The sequence below is a fragment of the Streptomyces sp. NPDC050164 genome, from assembly GCF_044459945.1.
In the GTDB taxonomy this organism is placed as follows: Bacteria; Actinomycetota; Actinomycetes; order Streptomycetales; family Streptomycetaceae; genus Streptomyces; species Streptomyces coeruleorubidus_A.
Genome location: NZ_JBITJK010000004.1, coordinates 92,413 through 112,992, shown reverse-complemented (window position 1 = coordinate 112,992; position 20,580 = coordinate 92,413). Strand labels below are relative to the sequence as shown.

Below are 20,580 nucleotides of genomic sequence, written 5' to 3'. Positions count from 1 at the left end.
CGCCGGGCCCCCCCCCCCCCCCCCCCCCCCCCCCCCCCCCCCCCCCCCGCGGGCCCCCCCCCCCCCCGCGGGGGGGGGGGGGGGGGCCCCGCCCCCCCCCGCCCCCCCCCCCCCGCGGCTGGATCCGTCCTCTGATCACGATCCATGGTTTCCTGAATTCAGGAAACCATGTACTGTCGCGTTGTGCTGACTGTTGCCCCCGACATCGAAGTGCTGGCCCGCTTCGGCCGCGCCCTCGCCGACCCGATCCGCTGCCGCATCCTGCTCGCGCTGCGCGAGGCCCCGGCCTATCCCGCCGATCTCGCCGACACCCTCGGCGTCTCCCGCACCCGGCTCTCCAACCACCTCGCGTGCCTGCGCGACTGCGGGCTGGTCGTCACCGTGCCCGACGGCCGCCGCACCCGCTACGAACTGGCCGACGAGCGCCTCGGTCACGCGCTGGACGACCTGCGTGCGGCCGTGGTGGCCGTAGAGACCGACCGCACCTGTGCGGAGGCCGACGACAAGGGATGCTGCTGATGACCGCGATATCCCTCGACCGCTCCCCGGCCCGCCGGGACCTGCTCGCCCGTCGGGTACGTCTGCTGGTCGCGGCGACGATCACCTACAACGTCATCGAGGCGATCGTCGCCATCACCGCCGGCACTCTCGCCTCCTCGACCGCCCTGATCGGCTTCGGCCTGGACTCGGTCGTCGAGGTCTCCTCCGCCGCTGCCGTGGCCTGGCAGTTCTCCGCCCGTGAGCACACCCTGCGCGAGGCGAGGGAGAAGACGACCCTGCGGATCATCGCGCTGTCGTTCTTCGCGCTCGCCGCCTACGTCACCGTCGACGCCGTCCGTGCGCTGACCGGCACGGGAGAGGCGGAGCGCTCCGTTCCAGGCATCGTGCTGGCCGCCCTCTCCCTAGCGGTCATGCCGTTCCTGTCAGCGGCCCAACGCCGCGCGGGCCGTGAACTGGGCTCCGCCAGCGCGGTCGCCGACTCCAAGCAGACCCTGCTGTGCACGTACCTCTCGGCCGTGCTCCTGGTCGGTCTGGTCCTCAACGCCACCCTCGGCTGGTCCTGGGCCGACCCCATCGCCGCCCTCGTCATCGCGGCCATCGCCGTCAAGGAAGGCCGCGACGCCTGGCAGGGCAAGGGCTGTTGTGCACCCTCGGTCACTGCGGCCCCCGCCGTCCGTGCAGACGCGGACGACGCGTGCGGCTGCCGCCCAGGCTGCGATTGCTGCGACTGACCCTCCGCACAAGCGCCTCGCTCGTGTCGTCCTACTGCTTGGCCAGGGAGTCGGCGTCGGCCTTGACGACGTACACCTCCCAGGGTTCCCGGCCGGGGCCGTGGACCCAGACCTTGTCCTGGAGGGCGTAGCAACAGGTGGTGTCGTTCTCCACGTCGGTGACCAGGCCCGCCTCGGCCAGGCGGGCGGTGGCGGCGTGCACGGCCTCGGTCGTATCGACCTCGACGCCGAGGTGGTCCATGCGGGTCGCCTCGCCTGCGGTGCCTTCGATGAGCACGAGCTTCAGCGGGGGCTCGGCGATGGCGAAGTTGGCGTAGCCGTCGCGGAGTTTGGCGGGCTCGGTGCCGAAGAGCCTCGTGTAGAAGGCCACGGACTCGGCGAGGTCGGGGACGCGGAGGGCGAGCTGTACGCGGGACGTCATGGCGAACCTCCTGGAATGGGTGGGGAGTTCAGCAGCCACCGGAGGCGGTGGCGGGGGCGCCGTTGCCGATCTGCAAGGTGGCCGGGGTGGCGCAGCAGCCTCCGCCCTCGGCCGGGGCGGCGTCGGGCTCGTCGAACAGGCCGGCCCCGCCGCACACACCGGTCTCCGGCAGGGTCAGCTCGACGCGCTCGGCGGCCTCGCGGTCTCCGGCGATCGCGGCGGTGACGGAACGGACCTGCTCGTAGCCGGTCATCGCGAGGAACGTGGGCGCGCGGCCGTAGGACTTCATGCCGACCAGGTAGACGCCCTGCTCCGGGTGGGAGAGCTCGTTCACGCCGTGCGGGTAGACGGTGCCGCAGGAGTGGACGTTGGGGTCGATGAGCGGGGCGAGCGCGGTCGGGGCCTGGAGGCGTTCGTCGAGGCCGAGTCGGATCTCGGAGAGGAAGGACAGGTCCGGGCGGAAACCGGTCAGGACGATGACCTCGTCGACCGGGTCGAGGCGGCGCCCGTCCTCGGCGACCAGGACCAGCCGGTCGTCGTCCGGCTCGACGGCCCGCGTACGGAACCCGGTGACCGCACTCGCGCGGCCTTCCTCCACCGCGGCCTTGGCCCGCAGGCCGAGGGCGCCGCGAGCGGGCAGTTGGTCGGCCTCGCCGCCGCCGAACGTCGAGCCGGTGATACCGCGGCGCAGGATCCACACCGCGTGCGTGCCCGGCTCGTCCTGAGCCAGGTCGGCGAGGTGGGCGAGGGCGGTGAAGGCGGAGGCGCCGGAGCCGACCACGGCGGTGCGCTTGCCCGCGTACCGGGCGCGGACGGCCGGGTCGCCCAGGTCGGGGACGCGGTAGGAGACGCGTCCGGCGGCGGCCTTCTCGCCGAGGGCGGGCAGACCGTCGGCGCCCAGCGGGCCGGGGGTGGACCATGTGCCCGAGGCGTCGACGACCGCGCGGGCGCCGATCCGTTCCTCACGGCCGTCGGCCCACAGGATGTGCACGGCGAAGGGCTGCTCGTCGCGGCCGGAGTCGACGATCCGGTCACGGCCGACGCGGGCGACGCCGGTCACCGTGGCGCCGTAACGGACCTTGTCGCCGAGGACGTCGGCGAGGGGCTGGAGGTACTTCTCGGCCCAGTCGCCGCCGGTGGGGTACGCGGAGCCGTCCGGGCGGGTCCAGCCGGTCGGGGCGAGGAGCTTCTCCGCGGCCGGGTCGGTGACCTCCGACCAGGGCGAGAACAGCCGCACGTGCGCCCAGCCGCGTACGGCTGTGCCGGCCGACGGCCCGGCTTCCAGGACCAGCGGTTCAAGGCCGCGCTCGACGAGATGGGCCGCGGCGGCCAGGCCGACCGGGCCGGCTCCGATGACCACGACGGGCAGCTGGTCGGTGGTGGGCACGCTGTTGATCGACACGGCCACGAGGTTCCCCTTTGCTTCGACATTTGTCGATGGCTTGCCTTGTCAGCATGGCACCTGCTTCGACGACCGTCAACATAGACATTCATCGAATCATGGACCATGACCGGGGCTTTGGTTCGATGTATGTCAACATAGATGTATGTCGAATGCGAAGGTGCTGCCGCTACTGGAAGCCGAGGTCCCCGAGACCGTGGCACCGTGCTGCCCGCCCCTCACCGAACGTCCGTTCACCGCGGAGGAGGCCGAAACGGCCGCGCGGATGTTCAAGGCCCTGGGGGACCCGGTGCGGCTGCGGCTGTTCTCGGCGGTGGCCTCGCACCAAGGCGGCGAGGCGTGCGTGTGCGACATCTCCGATGTCGGCGTCTCGCAGCCGACCGTCTCCCACCACCTGAAGAAACTGAAGGAGGCCGGGCTGCTGACCTCCGAGCGGCGCGGCACCTGGGTCTACTACCGCGTCGAGCCGTCCGTGCTGGCCGCGATGGGCAAGCTGCTGACCGGCCCGTCGGCCGCGAGCTGACCGCGAACTACGCGAGCAGGCCGGCGATCTCCCGGGCTGCGTCCCGGGCAGGCCGTCCGACCGATAAGCGTGGCGGAGGCGGGGCCGGTCCAGTCGCCGTAGCCCAGCAGGTGCAGGCGCGGCTCGTCCACCGCGCGCGTGCCCTCTACGGCGATGCGGCCGCGGCGTCCCCGAAGCTGCAGCGGGGCGAGGTGGGACAGGGCCGGCCGGAAGCCGGTGCACCAGATGATCGCGTCGGCCTCGGCGCGGGTGCCGTCGGCCCACTCGACGCCGTCGCGGGTGAGGTGGGAGAACATCGGGCTGGCCTTGAGCAGACCGCGGTCCCGGGCCTCGCGCACGGGCGGTACGGCGACGATGTCCCCGAGCGAGGCGACGCCGCCGGTGTCGGTACGTCCCTCGTCGAGGGCGCGACGGCGGGCGGTGGCCGCGTCGAACAGGGCCCGGCCGTCGATGTCGTCGGCCAGGAAGCGGGGCGGGCGCTGGGTGACCCAGGTCAGCTGGGTGTCGTAGGCGAGGTCGGCGGCGATCTGGGCACCGGAGTTGCCACCGCCGACCACGATCACCCGGCGGCCGGTGAAGTCCTCTGGCCGCCGGTATTCGACGGTGTGCAGCTGGCGGCCCTGGAAGGCCGAGCGCCCGGGCACGGCGGGGAGGAAGGGCCGCCACCAGGTGCCGGTCGCGCTGATCACCACTCGGGCGTGCCAGGTTCCCGAGTCCGTCTCCACGCGCAGGAGCCCGCCGTCCCGGTGCACGCCCAGCACCCGCACCGGTCGCTCCACCGGCAGCTCGTAACGCTTCTCGTACTCGCGCAGATACGCCACCACGTGCTCGGCATCCGGATACTCCTCGCCCGGCTGCGGCGGCATCAGCCGCCCGGGCAGGGACGAGAAGGCGGCGGGGGAGAACAGGTGCAGCGAGTCCCAGGCGTGTTGCCATGCGCCGCCCGGCTCGGCCTGGGCGTCGACGATGACGAAGTCCACCCCGAGGCGGCGCAGGTGATAGCCGGCGGCGAGCCCGGCCTGGCCACCGCCGACGATCATCACCTGCGTGTGCCGGGCGGCCGTCACGAGGTCCGCACCAGGCCGGCGTGGACGGCGCAGACGGCGGCTTTGCACCGGGCGCCGCCGGTGCGGTCCAGACAGCGCATCAGCTCTCCTGCGGCGCTGCCGGCAGTTGCCGACCGGCGGTGAACTTCCGCCGCCAGGCCAGGGAGACGTACACCAGCGCGACCAGGACCGGCACCTCGATCAGTGGCCCGACCACGCCCGACAGCGCCTGACCGGACGTCACGCCGAAGGTGGCGATGGCGACCGCGATGGCCAGCTCGAAGTTGTTGCCGGCCGCGGTGAAGGCGAGGGTCGCGGTGCGGTCGTAGGCGAGGCCGATGACCTTGCCGAGCGCGAAGGTGCCGAACCACATCACCGCGAAGTACACCAGCAGCGGCAACGCGATGCGGGCCACGTCCAGCGGCTGCGAGGTGATGGTCTTCCCCTGGAGGGCGAAGAGGATGACGATCGTGAAGAGGAGGCCGTACAGCGCCCACGGGCCGATCTTCGGAAGGAATCCGGACTCGTACGTCTCGCGGCCCAGCTTCTGCTCGCCGATGCGGCGGGTGAGGAAGCCGGCCAGCAGCGGGATACCGAGGAAGATGACGACGTTCAGGGCGATCTTCCACATGGAGATGTCCAGGTGCTCGCCGTCGCCGAGGTTCAGCCAGCCCGGCAGCAGGTCGAGATAGAACCAGCCGAGCAGGCCGAACGCCAGGACCTGGAAGACCGAGTTCAGTGCGACCAGGACCGCTGCCGCTTCGCGGTCGCCGCAGGCGAGGTCGTTCCAGATGATGACCATCGCGATGCAGCGGGCGAGACCGACGATGATCAGGCCGGTGCGGTACTCGGGCAGGTCCGGCAGGAAGATCCAGGCCAGCGCGAACATGACCGCCGGGCCGACGAGCCAGTTGATGACCAGCGACGAGACCATGAGCCTCTTGTCGCCGGTGACGGCGTCGAGCTTGTCGTAGCGGACCTTGGCCAGCACCGGGTACATCATGATCAGCAGGCCGACGGCGATCGGCAGGGAGATGCCGCCGATCTCGACCTTCGCGAGGGCGTCGTTGAGGCCGGGGATCACGCGGCCCAGGCCCAGGCCGACGGCCATGGCGAGCAGGATCCACACGGCGAGGAAACGGTCGAGCGTCGAGAGCTTCGCGACGACCGAGGACTCCTCGGCGGTCGCGGATGCTTCGGTGCGGGTCACGGGCAGGCCCTCTTGTTGTCGGCGGCGGTGCGTGCGGACTCGGCCAGGTCGGCGAACTGGCCGGCGAGCTGGGCGATGACGTCGGGGCGCAGCCTGTAGTACGTGTACCGGCCGCACGGCTCCGTCTCGACCACCCCGGCCTCGCGCAGCACCCTCAGGTGGTTGGAGAGGTTGGTCTGCCGGGCGCCGGTCTCCTCCACCAGGTGGGTGGTGCACAGCGTCTCTTTGGCCAGCAGGGTCACGATCCGGAGCCTGAGCGGGTCGGCCAGAACCCGGATCAGATCAGTGTCGACTGACGTCATCATGGGCTGATACTGTCACATCAGTCCGAGCTGATGCCAGCTGGGGCTGATGTGCGGGCGGAGGCGTGGTTCCGCAACCCGCACGACCTGCAAGAATCGCTGACGAAGGAAGAACCGATGTCCTCCAGCCCGCTCGCCTCCGTACTGTTCGTCTGCGTGCACAACGCCGGGCGTTCGCAGATGGCTGCCGGTTTCCTCGACCACCTCGCGGGCGACCGGATCGAGGTCCGCTCCGCCGGCTCCGTCCCGGGCGACCAGGTCAACCCCTCCGCGGTCGAGGCCATGAGCGAAGTCGGCATCGACATCGCCGACGCGAAGCCGAAGATCCTCACCACCGAGGCCGTCCAGGCGTCCGACTACGTCATCACGATGGGCTGCGGCGACGCCTGCCCGGTCTTCCCCGGCAAGAAGTACCTCGACTGGGCCCTGGAGGACCCGGCGGGCAAGGGCGTCGAGGCCGTCCGCCCCATCCGCGACGAGATCAGGACCCGCATCGAGGCCCTGATCGCCGAGATCGACGCCAAGCCCCGGCCCCATCGCGGCAACTGAGACCACACACGTCGCGAGGTCTCCAGCCAGCTCGGGCGGGTGCTGTCCCGTCGGTCGACCACCCCGGTGAAGCCGCGGTAGCGCGCGGCCTGAAGCGACTGCGTATTCGGCGTTGATGAAGAGACTGCGCCGCTCGGCGTGAGAGGAAGGCCCTGACGGCGATCGACTCCGGAACCAGTCTCTCCAGGCCCATTGGCCGACGACCCACCCTGAGGGTGCCGCCGTCGTGCTCGGGTCCGAGCTCATCTGGACTCGGTGGGTGGTGTGTCCCGGGCCGCGTCGCCGCCGAGCTCCGCGTTGGCCACTCGCCTGCCGCGTCGTGCCACCACCCGCAATCTTTGGCAGGCAGAAGTCTAGGGGGCCGCGTAGGGCGTCTGTATCCTTCAGTGGTATGGGGGAGGGAAACAGAGTCCTCGTCAATTCCCGTGCAGCACATGAGAGTTGGCGTGTGCGTATCCGGAGCGGTGACGGGGAGATCCTGGGGGCCGGAGTGCTGCTCGGCCCGGATGCGGTGCTCACCTGTGCCCATGTCGTCCCGGTCGACCGGCCGGTCCTGGTGGACTTGGTGGGGATGCCAGGAGCCGCGCCGGTTCCCGCACGGGCGGATCCCCGGGCATGGATTCCGGAGAGCGGAGGCCGGGGCGACCCGAGCGGTGATGTGGCGCTGCTGCGGCTGGAGCACCCGCACCAGGCCGACTCGGCCGTTCTCCACCGGCTGCCGCCGACCTGGAACCGAGCGGTCCGTATGTACGGCTTCCCGGAGGGCCTCGAACACGGGGTGTGGTTCCGGGCACGGCTGGCGGGGCTGTGCGGGCGGGACGGACGGGTGCAGATGTACCCGGAGGCGCCGGGCGAGGTAGCCCGTCCCGGCTTCAGCGGCGCGGCGGTCATCGACGAGGAGACCGGCCATGTCATCGGCATCGTGGTCAGCCGGTACACCGACCGGGACGGTCTGCGGCTGTCCTTCATGATCCCCACTGAGACGGTGATGCGCCACCTGCCCCAGGTCCGCGAGTGGGTGCTCGGTGAGTCGGCGGTGGACGACACGTTCGTCTCGCAGGCTGTGGACCGGATCGGAGACGTGCCCTTCGCCGAGCGGCTGGCCCGCTGGCTCGAGGGTGGTGAGACCGAACCGGTGGAGACCTGCCGGGTCGCACCGGAGGACAGTGCCCGCGCGGCGGCCCTGCGGCGGGCGGTCACGCTTGCCGACCGGGAGCTGTCCCCGGGCGATGGGGACGACCTGATGTCCAGCGCTCCACCCGGCACCGTTCCGACGGTCGGCTCGCTCGATCTCGCCGTCGATGTCACCCGTCGCACCACGGCGGAGGTCGCCCAGCGGGTCTGCGAGCGGATGGGGCTGCGCACCCGGCCCGACCGCTCCTTCATGGAGCCCATCCGGGAGAGCACGTTGCCGCTCACCATCGTGGTGGACGGCGTGGACCGGGCCCCCGACCCCTCAGGGCTGCTGGAACTGCTCGCACTCCTCGCAGAGCGGGGCAGCCGGCTGCTGCTGGTCTTCCACACGGCCGGCGAGGAGAGACTGCGCCGGGTCGGGGCGGAGCTGACCTTCCGCTACCGGCTGGGGCTGCTCACCCGCCGACTCGCCGAGGCCGCCGACCGGGGGCGGCAGCTGGCCGACCGGCTGCCCCGGATCGTCGCCGAGGAGGAGCAGGCGGAACGCGCCGTGGCCCGGGTGCTCGCCCTGCAGGAGCACCTCTCCGCCCGGCAGCCGAGCGGCGCACCGACCGGTCTGACGAGGCTCGAGCGTGATCTTGACAGGTACCTGAAGGACGTCGGCAAGGCTCGCTCCCGTATCGACCGGGCGATCACCCGGCTGGACACGGCACTCGCCCGCCGGGATGTGCTGCGCGGACGGCTGGAGGCCTCCCGGACAGCGCTGCGTGACTCAGGCGCCGCCGAGGACGTCGAGCTGGCCGGTCACTACCGCCGGGCGTACGACCTGCTGTGGCGGGCGCCCTGTGATCTGCCCGCCGCCGAGCAGGCCGTCGAGTGCTATCTGGCCGCGGTACGGCTGCTGTCGGCCCGGCCGGAAACCCGGGAGGTCACTTCGTGACGGCTTGCGACCGCCCCGGCTGCCGGGGCACCATCGCCCCCACCGGCTTCTGCGACGAGTGCGGCCACCGTCCGGCTTCCGGCCGCCCCGCCGGGACCGCGGCGCCGGGCGCGACCGTGGCGATCCCGGTCGCCCCGCCGGTCCCGGCGGTCCCGAACTCCGCGTACTCCTCGGCCGCCTCAGCCACCGGTGACGGCCTGATCTCCCTGCCGACCGTCGCCGTGCCGGACCCGTCCGACCTGGTCGTCCCGGATCCCAAGCCGCCCAGAGGCGGCCGGGTCTGCGGCAAGGACGGCTGTCCGGCCGTCGTCGGCGTCGGATACGGCGGTCAGCCCGCCGAGCCCAGCGGCTACTGCCACCGCTGCGGCCACCCTTACTCGTTCGTACCGCAACTCCGCCCCGGCGAACTGCTCAACGACCAGTACGAGGTGGTCGGTTGCGTGGCACACGGCGGCCTCGGCTGGATCTATCTGGCCCGTGACACCCAGCTCGAAGGCCACCATGTCGCGCTCAAGGGGCTGATCAACGCCAATGACTCCACCGCGTTGAGCGTCGCCGAGGCGGAGCGCCGCTTCCTGGTCGCCCTGGACCACCCCGACGTCGTCCGCATCATCAACTTCGTCACCTGGAAGGCCACCGGCTACATCGTGATGGAGTTCGTGGTCGGCCGCCCGCTTCGCGAACTGCTCGACCGCGAGGCACAGCAGCAGGTGCTCGGCGGACCGCTGAGGCTGGACCATGTGGCCGCCTACGGCTGCCGGATCCTCGACGCGCTGGAGTATCTGCACGGCCGGGGACTGCTCTACTGCGACATGAAGCCGGACAACGTGATACACCACGGGGGCCGGATCAAGATCATCGACCTGGGGGCGGTACGGCGGATCGACGACCACGAGTCCCCCCGGGTCCACACCGAACGCTATCTGCCACGGGAGGAGCTGGCCTCCGGGTTCTCGGTGCTTTCCGATCTGTACACCGTGGGCAGGACGCTCCAGGAGCTGGCGGCCTCCGCCGCTCCCAGCCCCGGCGAGGAATCCTTCGTACGGCTGATCGAGCGGTCGGTTTCGCCCCACCAGCAGGCCCGTTTCTCATCCGCCGCCGAGATGTCGCTGCAACTGCGGGGCGTACTGCGGGAGATCCGCGCCCTTTCCACCGGCGAGCAGCAGATCGCGCAGTCCGCTGTCTTCTCCCCGAACGCGACCCTGCTCGACGCGGGCCTGGGATCCGTCCCGCCGTTGCGGCACTGGCTGCGCCCCGCCGACGGCGCACCACCACTGGACCTCGGTCTGCCGTCCCCCGCTCAAGTGGCGGCCGGCCTGCCGGTACCGGTCCCGCACACCGACGCCCCGGCCGCCGCCCGGGAGCTGCAGAACCACGACGCGTCCTTGGCACGCGGCGCACTGGACGCGGCCACGGCATCACTCCGACGCGCGTACCAGCTGCTGCGCGGCGCGGCCCGGTACGACTGGCGGATCGCCTGGCGCTGTGGCCTGCTGCTGCTCGCCCACGGGGACCCGCAGGACGGGAAGAGCCCGGTGCACAAGGCGCTCGGACTCGAACCGGACGACAGGACCCGCGCCGCGGACTGGTTCGACGCTGTCTACAGTGCGCTGCCGGGTGAGCCCGCGCCCAAACTCGCCCTGGGCTACTGCGCCGAGCGGCGCCGCGACACGGCCCTCGCCGAACGCTTCTACCAGGCGGTATGGCAGCGCGACCACTCCGAGGGCAGCGCCGCCTTCGGCCTGGCCCGCATCCACCTCGCCCGGCAGGACCGCGCAGGCGCCGTTCAGGTCCTCAGCCTGGTACCGGACTTCTCGCCGTACCGTGACGCCGCCCGGCTCGCCGCCTTCCGGATCAGCGCGGGCTGGCTCGCGGGCCGGCCGCCCTCTGTCGAGGACGTCCGCCGGGCGCTGGACGGGTTCCCAGGCCTGAGGCTGGACGGCGGCCGGCCGGACGGCGAGGAACGCGTGCGGCTGACCGCCGAGATCAGAGAGTCCGCCCTGCACTGGGCGGGCACAGCCGGGCCCCTGGCCGGTCTCGACGGCGGACCGCTGCTGGGCAGCCCGCTGGACGAGACGAGCCTCAGGGAACTGCTGGAACGGTCCTTCCGGGACCTCGCCCGGCAGGCCTCCACCCGGGACGAGCACGAGGCGTTGATCGACCGCGCCAACCAGGTACGACCGCTGACGCTGAGATGACCCGTTGACGCTGAGCAACCCTCGCGGTGCCCCCGCGACGGCGACCGAAAGGCGTGAGGAGAGCCGATGGCTGAGACACCGGACGGTCCGCACTCCGGCCCTGCCATTACCCTGACCGCGAGCCAGGGCATGGAACTGTCGATCGGCTCCGCCGGGGACGGGATGCACGCCGTTCTCACCGTCCGCACGCAGGGGCTCGACGCCGCCGCGCCCACGGCGAGGCCGATGGCCGCGGAGGTCATCGTCGTCGACTGCTCGAGTTCGATGGGCTATCCCATGACGAAGATGCGGGCGGCCCGCGAGGCGACGGTCGCGGCCGTGAGCGCGCTGCGCGACGGCACTCTGTTCGGGATCGTCCAGGGCACCGAAAGGGCCCAGATGGTCTATCCGCCCAGGCAGGCCCTGGCGGTGGCCGATGCCCGCACCCGTGCCGAGGCCATCGACCGTGCCCGCCACCTGCATGCGAGCGGCGGCACCGATATGGGGGCCTGGCTCATCCAGACCCGCAGACTGCTGGAGGACTGTTCCGCGCAGATCCGCCACGCCATCATGCTGACTGACGGCCAGCACAATGGTCCGCCGCAGGTCCTGGAAGAAGAACTCGCCCGCGGCGAGGGGCTCTACACCTGCGACGCCAGAGGCATCGGCCAGGACTGGGACGCCCGGGAGCTGACCCGGATCGTCACCCGGCTGCACGGCACCGCGGACGCGGTGCTGAAGGACTCGGATCTGACCGCCGAGTTCGAGGCGATGGTGCGCGCCTCCATGGGGCGTGCCGTTGCCGATCTCCGGATTCGGGTGAACTTCCTGCCCAGCAGCGGTATCCGGTTCTTCAAGCAGATGTTCCCCACCGAGCTCGACCTCACCGACACCGGTCGGCAGACGGGCTTACGGACGGTGGAGTTTCCGACCAGTGCCTGGGGCAACGAGACTCGCCAGTACCACCTCTGTCTGAAGGCCGACCCCGACGGCGCGCCGCGCTACGAGGATCTCCAGCTCGGCTACGTCCAGGTGCTCGTCGAATCAGCGACGATCCCACCGCCCGACCCGGTCCCCGTCCTGGTCCACTGGACCGAGGACTCCAGGCCGTCCACCGAACTGCACCCCGCCCTGACGCACCTCACCCTCTACACCAAGCTGGGCCAGGCGATCTCCCGGGCCTACGACGCCTACGAAGGCGGCGATCTCACCACCACCGAGGTCCGGCTCTCCGAGGCCGTCCGGCTCGCCCATCAGCTGGGCGACCAGTCGTTGTTGAGCCGGCTGGCGGACCTGCTCGACATCACCGACCCGGCGGCGGGCCTGGTGCGCCTCAGGAAGCCGGTCGACGGGGTCCGGATGGGGCGGTTGTTGATGGTGAGCAGCCACACCACCATCACACCCGGCCTGGACTCCGAGCCCCGGCCGCAGGCCGAGCACGCACCCCCGCCCGGTCCGCGGACCGGCACACCGCCCGAGCGGTTCGATCCTCTCCCGGCAGCCGACGCACCCCGCCCCGACGGACCGGCCCAACTGCGCTCCTGCCTGAATCCCGACTGCGACGCGCTGCTGCCCCCGGACGCGCGCTTCTGCATCAAATGCCAGCGGCCCGTGGCAGAGCCCGACGGGCAGGACGACGGCGCCGTGGAGGGAGGGACCGTATGAGCGGCACCCGGCGCTCCCTGACCCGCCGCCTGACAGTGCTGCTGGCGCTCACAGTCACAGCCGTCAGCGCCCTGGTCATGTCGTACGCGGGGGTACACCGCAGCTCAGCGCCGCTGCGTACCGACACCGCCCCCGCCGTGCTCGATGTGACCGCGGCCCAGACCGCGCTGGTGCTGGCCAACAGCGCCGCCCGGGACAGCCTGCGCACCGAGCAGGGAGAGCTGGTCGGCGCCGGCAGCGCGTACCGCAGCCAACTCGCGGTGGCCAACAACAGCCTGGCCCGGGCGGCTCAGAGCAACGTGGCGGGCGAGTCGGGGCGCCGGGCTCTGCAGACCGTCGTCGGGCTGATCACCTCCTACACCGGCTGGATCGAGCAGGCCGGCCGGTCGCGGGCCGACTCCCGGCTGCGCACCGCCTACCTCTACTACGCCGACCGCATGCTGACCCGCCCGGACAGCGGCATCCTGGCCCGGCTCGATGCGCTGCAGGCCGAGCAGCGCCGGACGCTGGACCGGCAGACGGCGTTCGACTGGCCGCTCTGGCTGGGCTGGATCGTGACCGGAGGGCTCTTCCTCGCGCTGGCCGGGCTGCTCATCGAGACCCAGCGCTTCGTGCGGCGCCGCTTCCGGCGGCGCGTCAATCCCTGGCTGCTGAGCGCCACCCTCGTACCGCTCGTGGTGGTGCCGCTGACCGTGTTCACCGTACAAACCCAGTCCGACATGGACCGCAGCCGGGAGCATCTCGCCCGGACCGTCAGCACCTGGCAGCGGGCGGACTCGTCGCGGACCGAGGTGGTGGCCGTCGGCGACACCATCAAGAGCACGGCCGAGGAGGTCGGCACACAGATGCGGAACACCGGTTGGCGGGCTGATCTGGCCGGCTGGACCCCGGTTCTCGGGCTGCTGCTCGCCGCCCTGATCGTACGGGGGCTCCAGCCGCGTATCGCCGAGTACAGGTACGAGTCGCGATGAGGCGCCCGCACGCGTTCAGCGTTCTCGTGCTGGTCCTGGGCGTCGTTCTCGGCGCCGTCGTCGTCGGTGCGGTCCGCACCACCGCCACGCCGGGCAGCGTCTCCGTCCTGGCCTCCTGGACCGGGGACGAGGAGAAGGCGTTCCGTGAGGTCCTGGACACCTTCACCGAGCGCACCGGCATCCGTGTCGACTACCAGGGCACCACCGCGCAGCGCGAGGTGCTCCAGGCCGGTGTCCAGGCGGGCACCCCGCCCGATATCGCGATCCTGCCGAGCCCCGGCGAACTCGCGGAGTACGCGGCGCGTGGTGATCTGCTGCCGCTGGGCTCCGTGATCGGCAGCGAGCGGCGTGCCGAGTACGGCGAACCGTGGATCCCCCGGCTGGAGCTCACAGGCGAGAACGGCGAGGACAACGTCTACTGGGTCCCGGTCAAGGCCGACCTCAAGAGCACCGTCTGGTACGACGCCCAGCGCTACCCCGCGTCGCGGCAGGGTCTGCTGACCCGGCTGGCCGACGACGGTGAGGCATGGTGCTTGGGCATGGGCAACGACGCCACCTCCGGGTGGCCCGGAACCGACTGGATCGAGGACATCCTGCTGCAGCGGTCCGGCCCCCGCGTCTATGCGGACTGGGCGACCGGCAAACCTGGCAGCTGGACCTCCGACGAAGTTCGGGAGGCCTGGCGGGCCTGGGGACGGATCCTCACCGGCGAGAGCTCCGAGGCCTTCGCCGAAGCCCTCACCACCGACTTCGAGACGGCCTCCCGGGGCCTCTTCGCGCAGCCGTCCAGCTGTGCGCTGGACCACCAGGGGTCCTTCATCCGCGGCCTTTACGAGCGGCCGGAGGACGGGGCGTCGGCGCCACGGGCCGACTACCTGCCCTCCTCCCATTTCCTCATCCCCGAGGGGACCGACCGGACCGACCAGACCGCATGGGAGGTGTCGGCGGACTTCGCCGGGATGTTCCGAGCCACCGCACAAGCAAAGGAGCTGATGCGCTTTCTCGCCTCTGCCCCGGCACAGCGGGAGTGGGCCGTCAGTACCCCCGATGACCTGCCGCGTCCGCTGTCCGCCAATCGGGAGGTCCCGCCCAGCACGTATGCCGCCGACCAGGTGACCAGCCGGATCGCCGCCACCCTCCGCGGCACCGGGACCCGGTGTCTGGATGCCTCCGACTCCATGCCCCCGCCCATGCGGGACGCCTTCCACCACGCGGTTCTGACGTTCATTTCCTCCCCCGACACCTATCTCTCCTCGTCCGGTGAACTCGACACCTTGCTCAAACGGCTGGAACACGTGCGCAGCCAGGTGGCCGACGCGAACGGAACATGGCTGCCCTCGGTCTGCGGCTGAATGTTCCAGACAGCCGGCCATGCCTCCGCGGGTGGCGCTGCCGACGCCTCGCCTGAGAGGAATGCCTTGAACGTCGGAAATAAATGAGATCAAAACTGAGACCAGGCATGCCGAGGACCCGGCCGCTGAGCGGCCGGGGTCCTCGTTTCGCCTGTTCAGGCGGCTGCGGAGGATACGAGATTCGAACTCGTGAGGGGGTGCCCCCAACACGCTTTCCAACTGTGTTGGTGGCCTGCGGTGCGGTGTGCAGGGGCGTTCGCCTGCGTTCATGGCCGACTGACAGCCGGTGAGGGGGCGACTGCGTGTCCCGCCTGAACGGCCGTGAACGGGGCTGAATGAGACGGGAACTGAGACGGCGCTTCCTGGGGTGCGAGACTCCGTCGCGTGCCTCGACCTGAACTCTCTGAGCTGGATTACCTGCGGGAGATCGAGCGGCTTGCCAGGGCGGTGACCGCTGCGGCGTCCGCCGAGGGCCACCTGTCTTACGCACCAGACCCGGACGATGCCACGCCGCTGCAGCGAGCGGTAAACGCACTTGCACGCGAGATCCGGCACTACCACTTTCCCGGCGACGGCTGTTTGCCCGAGGAGGACCGTCCACCGGTGCGGTTGGCGGGCGTGGTGGTGCTCCGGCCGACCTCTCTGCCTCCGGGTACGGAGGAGACCTACGAGGAGGCGTGTGCCCGCCTCGGTGTCGAAGCCCGCGCCGAGGGCTGGGCACTGTGGAACACCTGGGGTAAGGGCGGGGCGAGGGTCACCATGGTGGTCTCGTCGGTCGATACGACGCTGGGGTTGCTGGCGAACTGGGCGCGAGGCAGGGATGTATACCCGGTGAGTCCGGTGCCGTCCCAGGTAGCTCAGATCCAGCAGGGATGGGCCGGCCCCATGACGTTCTCACCGTGGGGCGCCGAACGCTTGGGCATCACAGGGCAGTGATCTGTGATGCATGGATGATCCCAAGCCCTCAAGGTCGCGCAGCAGGTCGGCGACGCGCTGTGGGAGCTCCCGAAAACCAATGAGACGGAAACTGAGACGGACAAGCCGAAGGGCCCCACCGCAAGCGGTGGGGCCCTTCGACATCGTGCCCGGTGAGGCACTGGCGGAGGATACGAGATTCGAACTCGTGAGGGGTTGCCCCCAACACGCTTTCCAAGCGTGCGCCCTAGGCCTCTAGGCGAATCCTCCGCCGGAAACATTACATGACCGAGAGGAGTGCTCGCGAACTCGTTCCCTGCCCCCGACATCAGGTAGCCTTGGCGCAGCCCCTCACGCGGCGCTATCTGACTGAACTCCCCCAGGGCCGGAAGGCAGCAAGGGTAGGTTGGCTCTGGCGGGTGCGTGGGGGGCGTTTGCGTTCCGGGCTTCCTGTGGCGGGGTCCGTTGTCAGTGGGCGCCTATAACCTCGTATGCGTGTCGTCTCTCGCTCTGTACCGCCGCTATCGCCCGGAGACCTTCGCCGAGGTCATCGGGCAGCAGCACGTCACCGACCCGTTGCAGCAGGCGCTGCGGAACAACCGGGTCAACCACGCGTACCTGTTCAGCGGGCCGCGCGGCTGTGGCAAGACGACCAGTGCGCGGATCCTGGCCCGGTGTCTGAACTGCGAGCAGGGCCCTACGCCCACGCCGTGCGGTGAGTGCCAGTCGTGTCAGGACCTCGCGCGCAACGGACCCGGTTCCATCGACGTCATCGAGATCGACGCCGCTTCCCACGGTGGCGTGGACGACGCCCGTGACCTGCGCGAAAAGGCCTTCTTCGGACCTGCGCGCAGTCGGTACAAGATCTACATCATCGACGAGGCCCACATGGTCACGTCGGCCGGCTTCAACGCGCTGCTGAAGGTCGTCGAGGAGCCGCCGGAGCATCTCAAGTTCATCTTCGCGACCACCGAGCCCGAGAAGGTCATCGGGACCATCCGGTCGCGGACCCACCACTATCCGTTCCGGCTCGTCCCGCCCGGGACCTTGCGGGAGTACCTCGCCGAGGTGTGCCAGAAGGAGGCCATCCCGGTCGAGGACGGTGTGCTGCCGCTCGTCGTGCGCGCCGGTGGCGGGTCCGTGCGTGACTCCATGTCCGTCATGGACCAGCTGCTGGCCGGCGCCGCCGCGGACGGTGTGACGTATGCCATGGCGACCTCCCTGCTCGGGTACACCGACGGCTCCCTCCTGGACTCCGTCGTCGAGGCCTTCGCCACGGGTGACGGGGCCGCGGCCTTCGAAGTCGTCGACCGTGTGATCGAGGGCGGGAACGATCCCCGTCGGTTCGTCGCCGACCTGCTGGAGCGGCTGCGTGACCTGGTGATCCTCGCCGCCGTCCCGGACGCGGCCGAGAAGGGGCTCATCGACGCCCCCGCCGACGTCATCGAGCGCATGCAGGCCCAGGCCGGCACCTTCGGCGCCGCCGAGCTGAGCCGGGCCGCCGACCTCGTCAACGAGGGGTTGACCGAGATGCGCGGCGCCAACTCGCCCCGCCTCCAGCTGGAGCTGATCTGCGCACGCGTTCTGCTCCCCGCCGCCTACGGTGACGAGCGGTCCGTCATGGCCCGCCTGGACCGGATCGAGCGCGGCGTGAACTTCTCCTCCCAGGGCCCCGCCGGCATGCCCGCCATGGGGTACGCGCCCGGGCCCGAGGGGCATGGGGCAGCGGCGGCCGGTCCGGCGGCCGCCGCCGTTCCGCCGGGTGGCGGTCCGGCCGCGGCCCGGGCGGCGGTCCGTGCCTCCGGAGCGCCGGGTGCCGGGAGCCCCGGGAGTCCCGGTGGTGGCGGTGGCAGTGGCGGTCATGCGGCGGCTGCGGGCGGGCATGCGCATGCCCCCGCTGCGGCGGGTCAGGGCGCGCAGCAGCCGGCGGTGTCGGGTACGCCCGCTCCCGCCGACCCCGCTCCCGCCGACCCGACAACCCCCTCCGGCCCCGCCGACGGCGGGCACGCTCGGCACGCCCAGCCTGCCCAGGCCCAGCCCGCGCAGCCACCCCAGGCACCGCCCGCTCAGGCTCCCGCTCCCTCCACTCCCGCAGCCGCCTCCGCCCCCGCCCCCGGCGCCTGGCCCACCGCGGCTTCCGCAGGCAGCGGCCGCCGCCCCGGCGGCTGGCCCACGGCCGCCTCGGGCGCGCCCGCTCCCGCACCCGCGTCGATGCCCCCGGCAGCGAGCACCCCCGCTCCGAGCGCGCCCCCGCCCACCACCCCACCGGCACCCTCGGCCCCGGCACCGGCCGCCCCCGCCCCGGCGCCCGGCGGTCTCGACCCCCGCATGCTCTGGCCGAACATCCTGGAAGCGGTCAAGAACCGCCGTCGCTTCACCTGGATCCTGCTCAGCCAGAACGCCCAGGTGACCGGCTTCGACGGCACGACCCTCCAGCTCGGTTTCGTCAACGCCGGCGCGCGCGACAACTTCCTGAGCAGCGGCAGTGAGGACGTGCTGCGGCAGGCGCTGGGCGAGCAGTTCAACGTCCAGTGGAAGATCGAGGCGATCGTCGACCCCTCCGGCGGCTCCGCGCCGCAGGCCCCGGGCGGCCCCTCCGGGTTCGGAGGTGGCCACGGCGGCCACAGCGGCAGCGCCGGCGGCCACAGCGGCAGCGCCGGTGGCTACGGCGGTGGCGGCGGATACAACACCGGCCCCGGCCCCGGCAGCGGCGGTACGGCGACCGCCCAGCGCCCTGCCACGTCCCAGTCGGCGGCCCCGTCCACCCCCGCCCAGCAGTCGAGCGCGCCCACCCGCAGCTCCGCCCCGACCCCCGCGCCCACTGCCCCCGTACCCCAGCCCTCCGCCCCGGAGCCCCGTTCGGTCTCCGTCGAGGACGACATCCCCGAGGACGACGACCCCGACCTCGACGAGTCGGCCCTCTCCGGCCAGGAGCTGATCGTCCGGGAGCTGGGGGCGACGGTGGTGGAGGAGTTCTCGAACGAGCCCTGATCGACCGGGCAAGCCCTGAGCGGCAGACAAGCCCTGCCCGGGCGGACAACCCTGCCCGGGCGGACAACCCTGCCCGAGCGGACAACCCTGCCCGAGGGGACCCTGCACACCCCCACCTGGAGGAACCTCCAACCCAAGATCCCCACACCCTTCGGAAGCCCGCACAAAGGAAACCCGCCGCCTCCCGTTAGGCTGACCCCCGTGAAGGTCCTCGTCATCGGCAGCGGCGCCCGCGAACACGCCCTGTGCCACTCCCTGTCCCACGACCCCGACGTCACCGCGCTGCACTGCGCCCCCGGCAACGCCGGCATCGCCGAGGTCGCCGAGCTGCACCAGGTCGACGCCCTGGACGGCACGGCCGTCACCGCGCTGGCCAAGCAGCTCGGCGCGGACCTCGTGGTCGTCGGCCCGGAGGCGCCGCTGGTCGCCGGTGTCGCCGACGCCGTCCGCGAGGCCGGCATCCCGGTCTTCGGCCCGTCCGGGCAGGCCGCCCGGCTCGAGGGCTCCAAGGCCTTCGCGAAGGACGTCATGGCGACGGCCGAGGTGCCCACGGCACGGTCGTACGTCTGCACGACCCCCGAGGAGGCCGACGCGGCCCTCGACGCTTTCGGCGCCCCGTACGTCGTCAAGGACGACGGGCTCGCCGCCGGCAAGGGTGTCGTCGTCACCGACGACCTCGACACGGCCAGGGCCCATGCCGCCGCCTGCGAGCGCGTGGTCATCGAGGAGTACCTCGACGGCCCCGAGGTCTCCCTGTTCGCCGTCACCGACGGCGAGACGGTCGTGCCGCTCCAGCCCGCCCAGGACTTCAAGCGCGCGCTGGACGGCGACCAGGGCCCGAACACCGGCGGCATGGGCGCGTACTCCCCGCTGCCGTGGGCCGACCCGAAGCTGGTCGACGAGGTGCTCCAGACCGTCCTCCAGCCGACCGTGGACGAGATGAAGCGCCGCGGCACGCCGTTCTCCGGGCTGCTCTACGCCGGACTCGCGATCACCTCCCGCGGCGTCCGCGTGATCGAGTTCAACGCCCGCTTCGGCGACCCCGAGACCCAGGTCGTCCTGGCCCGGCTGAAGACGCCGCTGGCCGGTCTCCTGATGGCAGCGGCCACCGGCAACCTCGCCCACCTGGAGCCGCTGCGCTGGAGCGAGGACGCGGCCGTCACGGTGGTCGTCGCCTCGCACAACTACCCCGGCACCCCGCGCACCGGCGACCCGATCACCGGTCTCGACGAGGTCGCCGCCCAGGACGCCCCGCACGCGTACGTGCTGCACGCCGGCACCAAGCGCGACGGCGACGCGATCGTCAGCGCGGGCGGCCGCGTCCTGTCCGTCACGGCCACCGGCAAGGACCTCGCCGAGGCCCGTGACCGCGCCTACACGGCCGTCGGCCGCATCCGGCTCGACGGTTCCCAGCACCGCACGGACATCGCCGCGAAGGCGGCAGGCGCGTAACCGGTCCCATGCCCCCACCGGGCTGGGAAACCGCCCCCGCGCGATGAACCCCACAGGCCCCGGATCCGTCTCAGGATCCGGGGCCTGAAGTTTTCGGTATGCGGGGCCCGATCCTCGCTGTCCGTCATCCACCTCTCCCCAAAGCCATTCCATCGAGTGACCGATGCCCTATCCGGCTGACGGGGGGCGGAGCCCCAACTAGGGTGCGGCGCAAGCGTTCCGGCACTTGGCCCACCGGCATTGCGATGTCAGTGACGGGTGCCACAGTGGGGGAGTGAGCAAGGAAAGCGTCAGGCCA

16 protein-coding genes, 1 tRNA gene, 1 other RNA gene and 1 pseudogene are annotated in these 20,580 nt (G+C 71.6%); 13 read left to right on the top strand and 6 right to left on the bottom strand.

All coding sequences use genetic code 11. The annotated features are described in order from the left end of the window. The first annotated feature begins 183 nt into the window (after positions 1–183). Positions 184–519, top strand: coding sequence for a metalloregulator ArsR/SmtB family transcription factor (locus tag ACIBNA_RS08355; RefSeq protein WP_356039571.1), 336 nt, complete (start codon positions 184–186; stop codon positions 517–519). Continuing rightward, positions 510–1,232, top strand: a complete 723-nt coding sequence (locus ACIBNA_RS08350; RefSeq protein ID WP_399164456.1) for a cation transporter — start codon at positions 510–512, stop codon at positions 1,230–1,232. Before ACIBNA_RS08355 ends, ACIBNA_RS08350 begins: the two co-directional genes overlap by 10 nt. A 31-nt stretch (positions 1,233–1,263) precedes the next feature. On the opposite strand, the gene ACIBNA_RS08345 is transcribed toward ACIBNA_RS08350, so the two are convergent. Beyond that, on the bottom strand, positions 1,264–1,653 hold the full coding sequence (locus ACIBNA_RS08345; RefSeq protein WP_399164455.1) for an ArsI/CadI family heavy metal resistance metalloenzyme: 390 nt from the start codon (positions 1,651–1,653) through the stop codon (positions 1,264–1,266). Positions 1,654–1,681: 28 nt separating this feature from the next. Beyond that, positions 1,682–3,055, bottom strand: coding sequence for an FAD-dependent oxidoreductase (locus ACIBNA_RS08340; RefSeq protein ID WP_399164709.1), 1,374 nt, complete (start codon positions 3,053–3,055; stop codon positions 1,682–1,684). Positions 3,056–3,200: 145 nt separating this feature from the next. Here ACIBNA_RS08340 and ACIBNA_RS08335 point away from each other — a divergent pair, with 145 nt between their 5' ends. Beyond that, a complete protein-coding gene (locus ACIBNA_RS08335; protein WP_399164454.1) occupies positions 3,201–3,578 on the top strand; it encodes an ArsR/SmtB family transcription factor in 378 nt (125 codons plus the stop codon). A 7-nt stretch (positions 3,579–3,585) separates the two neighbouring features. Here ACIBNA_RS08335 and ACIBNA_RS08330 read toward each other — a convergent pair. From ACIBNA_RS08330 to ACIBNA_RS08320, 3 genes and pseudogenes are all read right to left on the bottom strand, one after another. Then, positions 3,586–4,618, bottom strand: a pseudogene (locus ACIBNA_RS08330) (ArsO family NAD(P)H-dependent flavin-containing monooxygenase). A 106-nt stretch (positions 4,619–4,724) separates the two neighbouring features. Beyond that, entirely contained in the window at positions 4,725–5,834 is a 1,110-nt protein-coding gene (arsB, locus tag ACIBNA_RS08325) for an ACR3 family arsenite efflux transporter (protein ID WP_399164453.1), read from the bottom strand. Beyond that, a complete protein-coding gene (locus ACIBNA_RS08320; protein WP_399164452.1) occupies positions 5,831–6,139 on the bottom strand; it encodes an ArsR/SmtB family transcription factor in 309 nt (102 codons plus the stop codon). Before ACIBNA_RS08320 ends, arsB begins: the two co-directional genes overlap by 4 nt. Positions 6,140–6,253: 114 nt before the next feature. Here ACIBNA_RS08320 and ACIBNA_RS08315 point away from each other — a divergent pair, with 114 nt between their 5' ends. From ACIBNA_RS08315 to ACIBNA_RS08285, 7 genes are all read left to right on the top strand, one after another. Continuing rightward, positions 6,254–6,685, top strand: a complete 432-nt coding sequence (locus tag ACIBNA_RS08315) for an arsenate reductase ArsC (RefSeq protein ID WP_399164451.1) — start codon at positions 6,254–6,256, stop codon at positions 6,683–6,685. 448 nt (positions 6,686–7,133) lie between these two features. Beyond that, the gene (locus ACIBNA_RS08310; protein WP_399164450.1) at positions 7,134–8,759 is read left to right on the top strand and encodes a trypsin-like peptidase domain-containing protein; all 1,626 of its coding nucleotides are present in this window, start codon (positions 7,134–7,136) and stop codon (positions 8,757–8,759) included. Next, positions 8,756–10,957, top strand: coding sequence for a tetratricopeptide repeat protein (locus ACIBNA_RS08305; RefSeq protein WP_399164449.1), 2,202 nt, complete (start codon positions 8,756–8,758; stop codon positions 10,955–10,957). Before ACIBNA_RS08310 ends, ACIBNA_RS08305 begins: the two co-directional genes overlap by 4 nt. A gap of 66 nt (positions 10,958–11,023) precedes the next feature. After that, a complete protein-coding gene (locus ACIBNA_RS08300; RefSeq protein ID WP_399164448.1) occupies positions 11,024–12,601 on the top strand; it encodes a VWA domain-containing protein in 1,578 nt (525 codons plus the stop codon). After that, positions 12,598–13,572 (top strand): hypothetical protein, encoded by a 975-nt coding sequence (locus ACIBNA_RS08295; protein WP_399164447.1) that lies wholly within the window; start codon positions 12,598–12,600, stop codon positions 13,570–13,572. Before ACIBNA_RS08300 ends, ACIBNA_RS08295 begins: the two co-directional genes overlap by 4 nt. Further along, positions 13,569–14,924, top strand: a complete 1,356-nt coding sequence (locus ACIBNA_RS08290) for an ABC transporter substrate-binding protein (protein WP_399164446.1) — start codon at positions 13,569–13,571, stop codon at positions 14,922–14,924. The genes ACIBNA_RS08295 and ACIBNA_RS08290 overlap by 4 nt, the downstream gene beginning before the upstream one ends. A 384-nt stretch (positions 14,925–15,308) precedes the next feature. Next, positions 15,309–15,860, top strand: a complete 552-nt coding sequence (locus ACIBNA_RS08285) for a hypothetical protein (protein WP_399164445.1) — start codon at positions 15,309–15,311, stop codon at positions 15,858–15,860. A gap of 161 nt (positions 15,861–16,021) precedes the next feature. On the opposite strand, the gene ACIBNA_RS08280 is transcribed toward ACIBNA_RS08285, so the two are convergent. Next, positions 16,022–16,109 (bottom strand) — tRNA-Ser (locus ACIBNA_RS08280). 72 nt (positions 16,110–16,181) lie between these two features. Between ACIBNA_RS08280 and ffs the strand changes: the two genes are divergently transcribed. The 3 genes from ffs (at position 16,182) to purD (ending at position 20,282) form a co-directional block, all read left to right on the top strand. Then, positions 16,182–16,280: signal recognition particle sRNA small type (gene ffs / locus ACIBNA_RS08275), an RNA gene on the top strand. Between the two features lie 54 nt (positions 16,281–16,334). Further along, on the top strand, positions 16,335–18,830 hold the full coding sequence (locus ACIBNA_RS08270; RefSeq protein ID WP_399164444.1) for a DNA polymerase III subunit gamma and tau: 2,496 nt from the start codon (positions 16,335–16,337) through the stop codon (positions 18,828–18,830). A gap of 201 nt (positions 18,831–19,031) precedes the next feature. Continuing rightward, positions 19,032–20,282: a phosphoribosylamine--glycine ligase gene (purD, locus tag ACIBNA_RS08265; protein ID WP_399164443.1), complete on the top strand. Its 1,251-nt coding sequence runs from the start codon at positions 19,032–19,034 to the stop codon at positions 20,280–20,282. Positions 20,283–20,580: the final 298 nt, after the last annotated feature.

What these genes read in the sequence shown, in the direction of transcription:
- ACIBNA_RS08350 (WP_399164456.1), top strand. Translation starts at nt 510, where the DNA reads ATGCTGCTGATGACCGCGATATCCCTCGACCGCTCCCCGGCCCGCCGG.
- ACIBNA_RS08345 (WP_399164455.1), bottom strand. Translation starts at nt 1,653, where the DNA reads ATGACGTCCCGCGTACAGCTCGCCCTCCGCGTCCCCGACCTCGCCGAG.
- ACIBNA_RS08335 (WP_399164454.1), top strand. Translation starts at nt 3,201, where the DNA reads ATGTCGAATGCGAAGGTGCTGCCGCTACTGGAAGCCGAGGTCCCCGAG.
- ACIBNA_RS08320 (WP_399164452.1), bottom strand. Translation starts at nt 6,139, where the DNA reads ATGATGACGTCAGTCGACACTGATCTGATCCGGGTTCTGGCCGACCCG.
- ACIBNA_RS08315 (WP_399164451.1), top strand. Translation starts at nt 6,254, where the DNA reads ATGTCCTCCAGCCCGCTCGCCTCCGTACTGTTCGTCTGCGTGCACAAC.
- ACIBNA_RS08300 (WP_399164448.1), top strand. Translation starts at nt 11,024, where the DNA reads ATGGCTGAGACACCGGACGGTCCGCACTCCGGCCCTGCCATTACCCTG.
- ACIBNA_RS08295 (WP_399164447.1), top strand. Translation starts at nt 12,598, where the DNA reads ATGAGCGGCACCCGGCGCTCCCTGACCCGCCGCCTGACAGTGCTGCTG.
- ACIBNA_RS08290 (WP_399164446.1), top strand. Translation starts at nt 13,569, where the DNA reads ATGAGGCGCCCGCACGCGTTCAGCGTTCTCGTGCTGGTCCTGGGCGTC.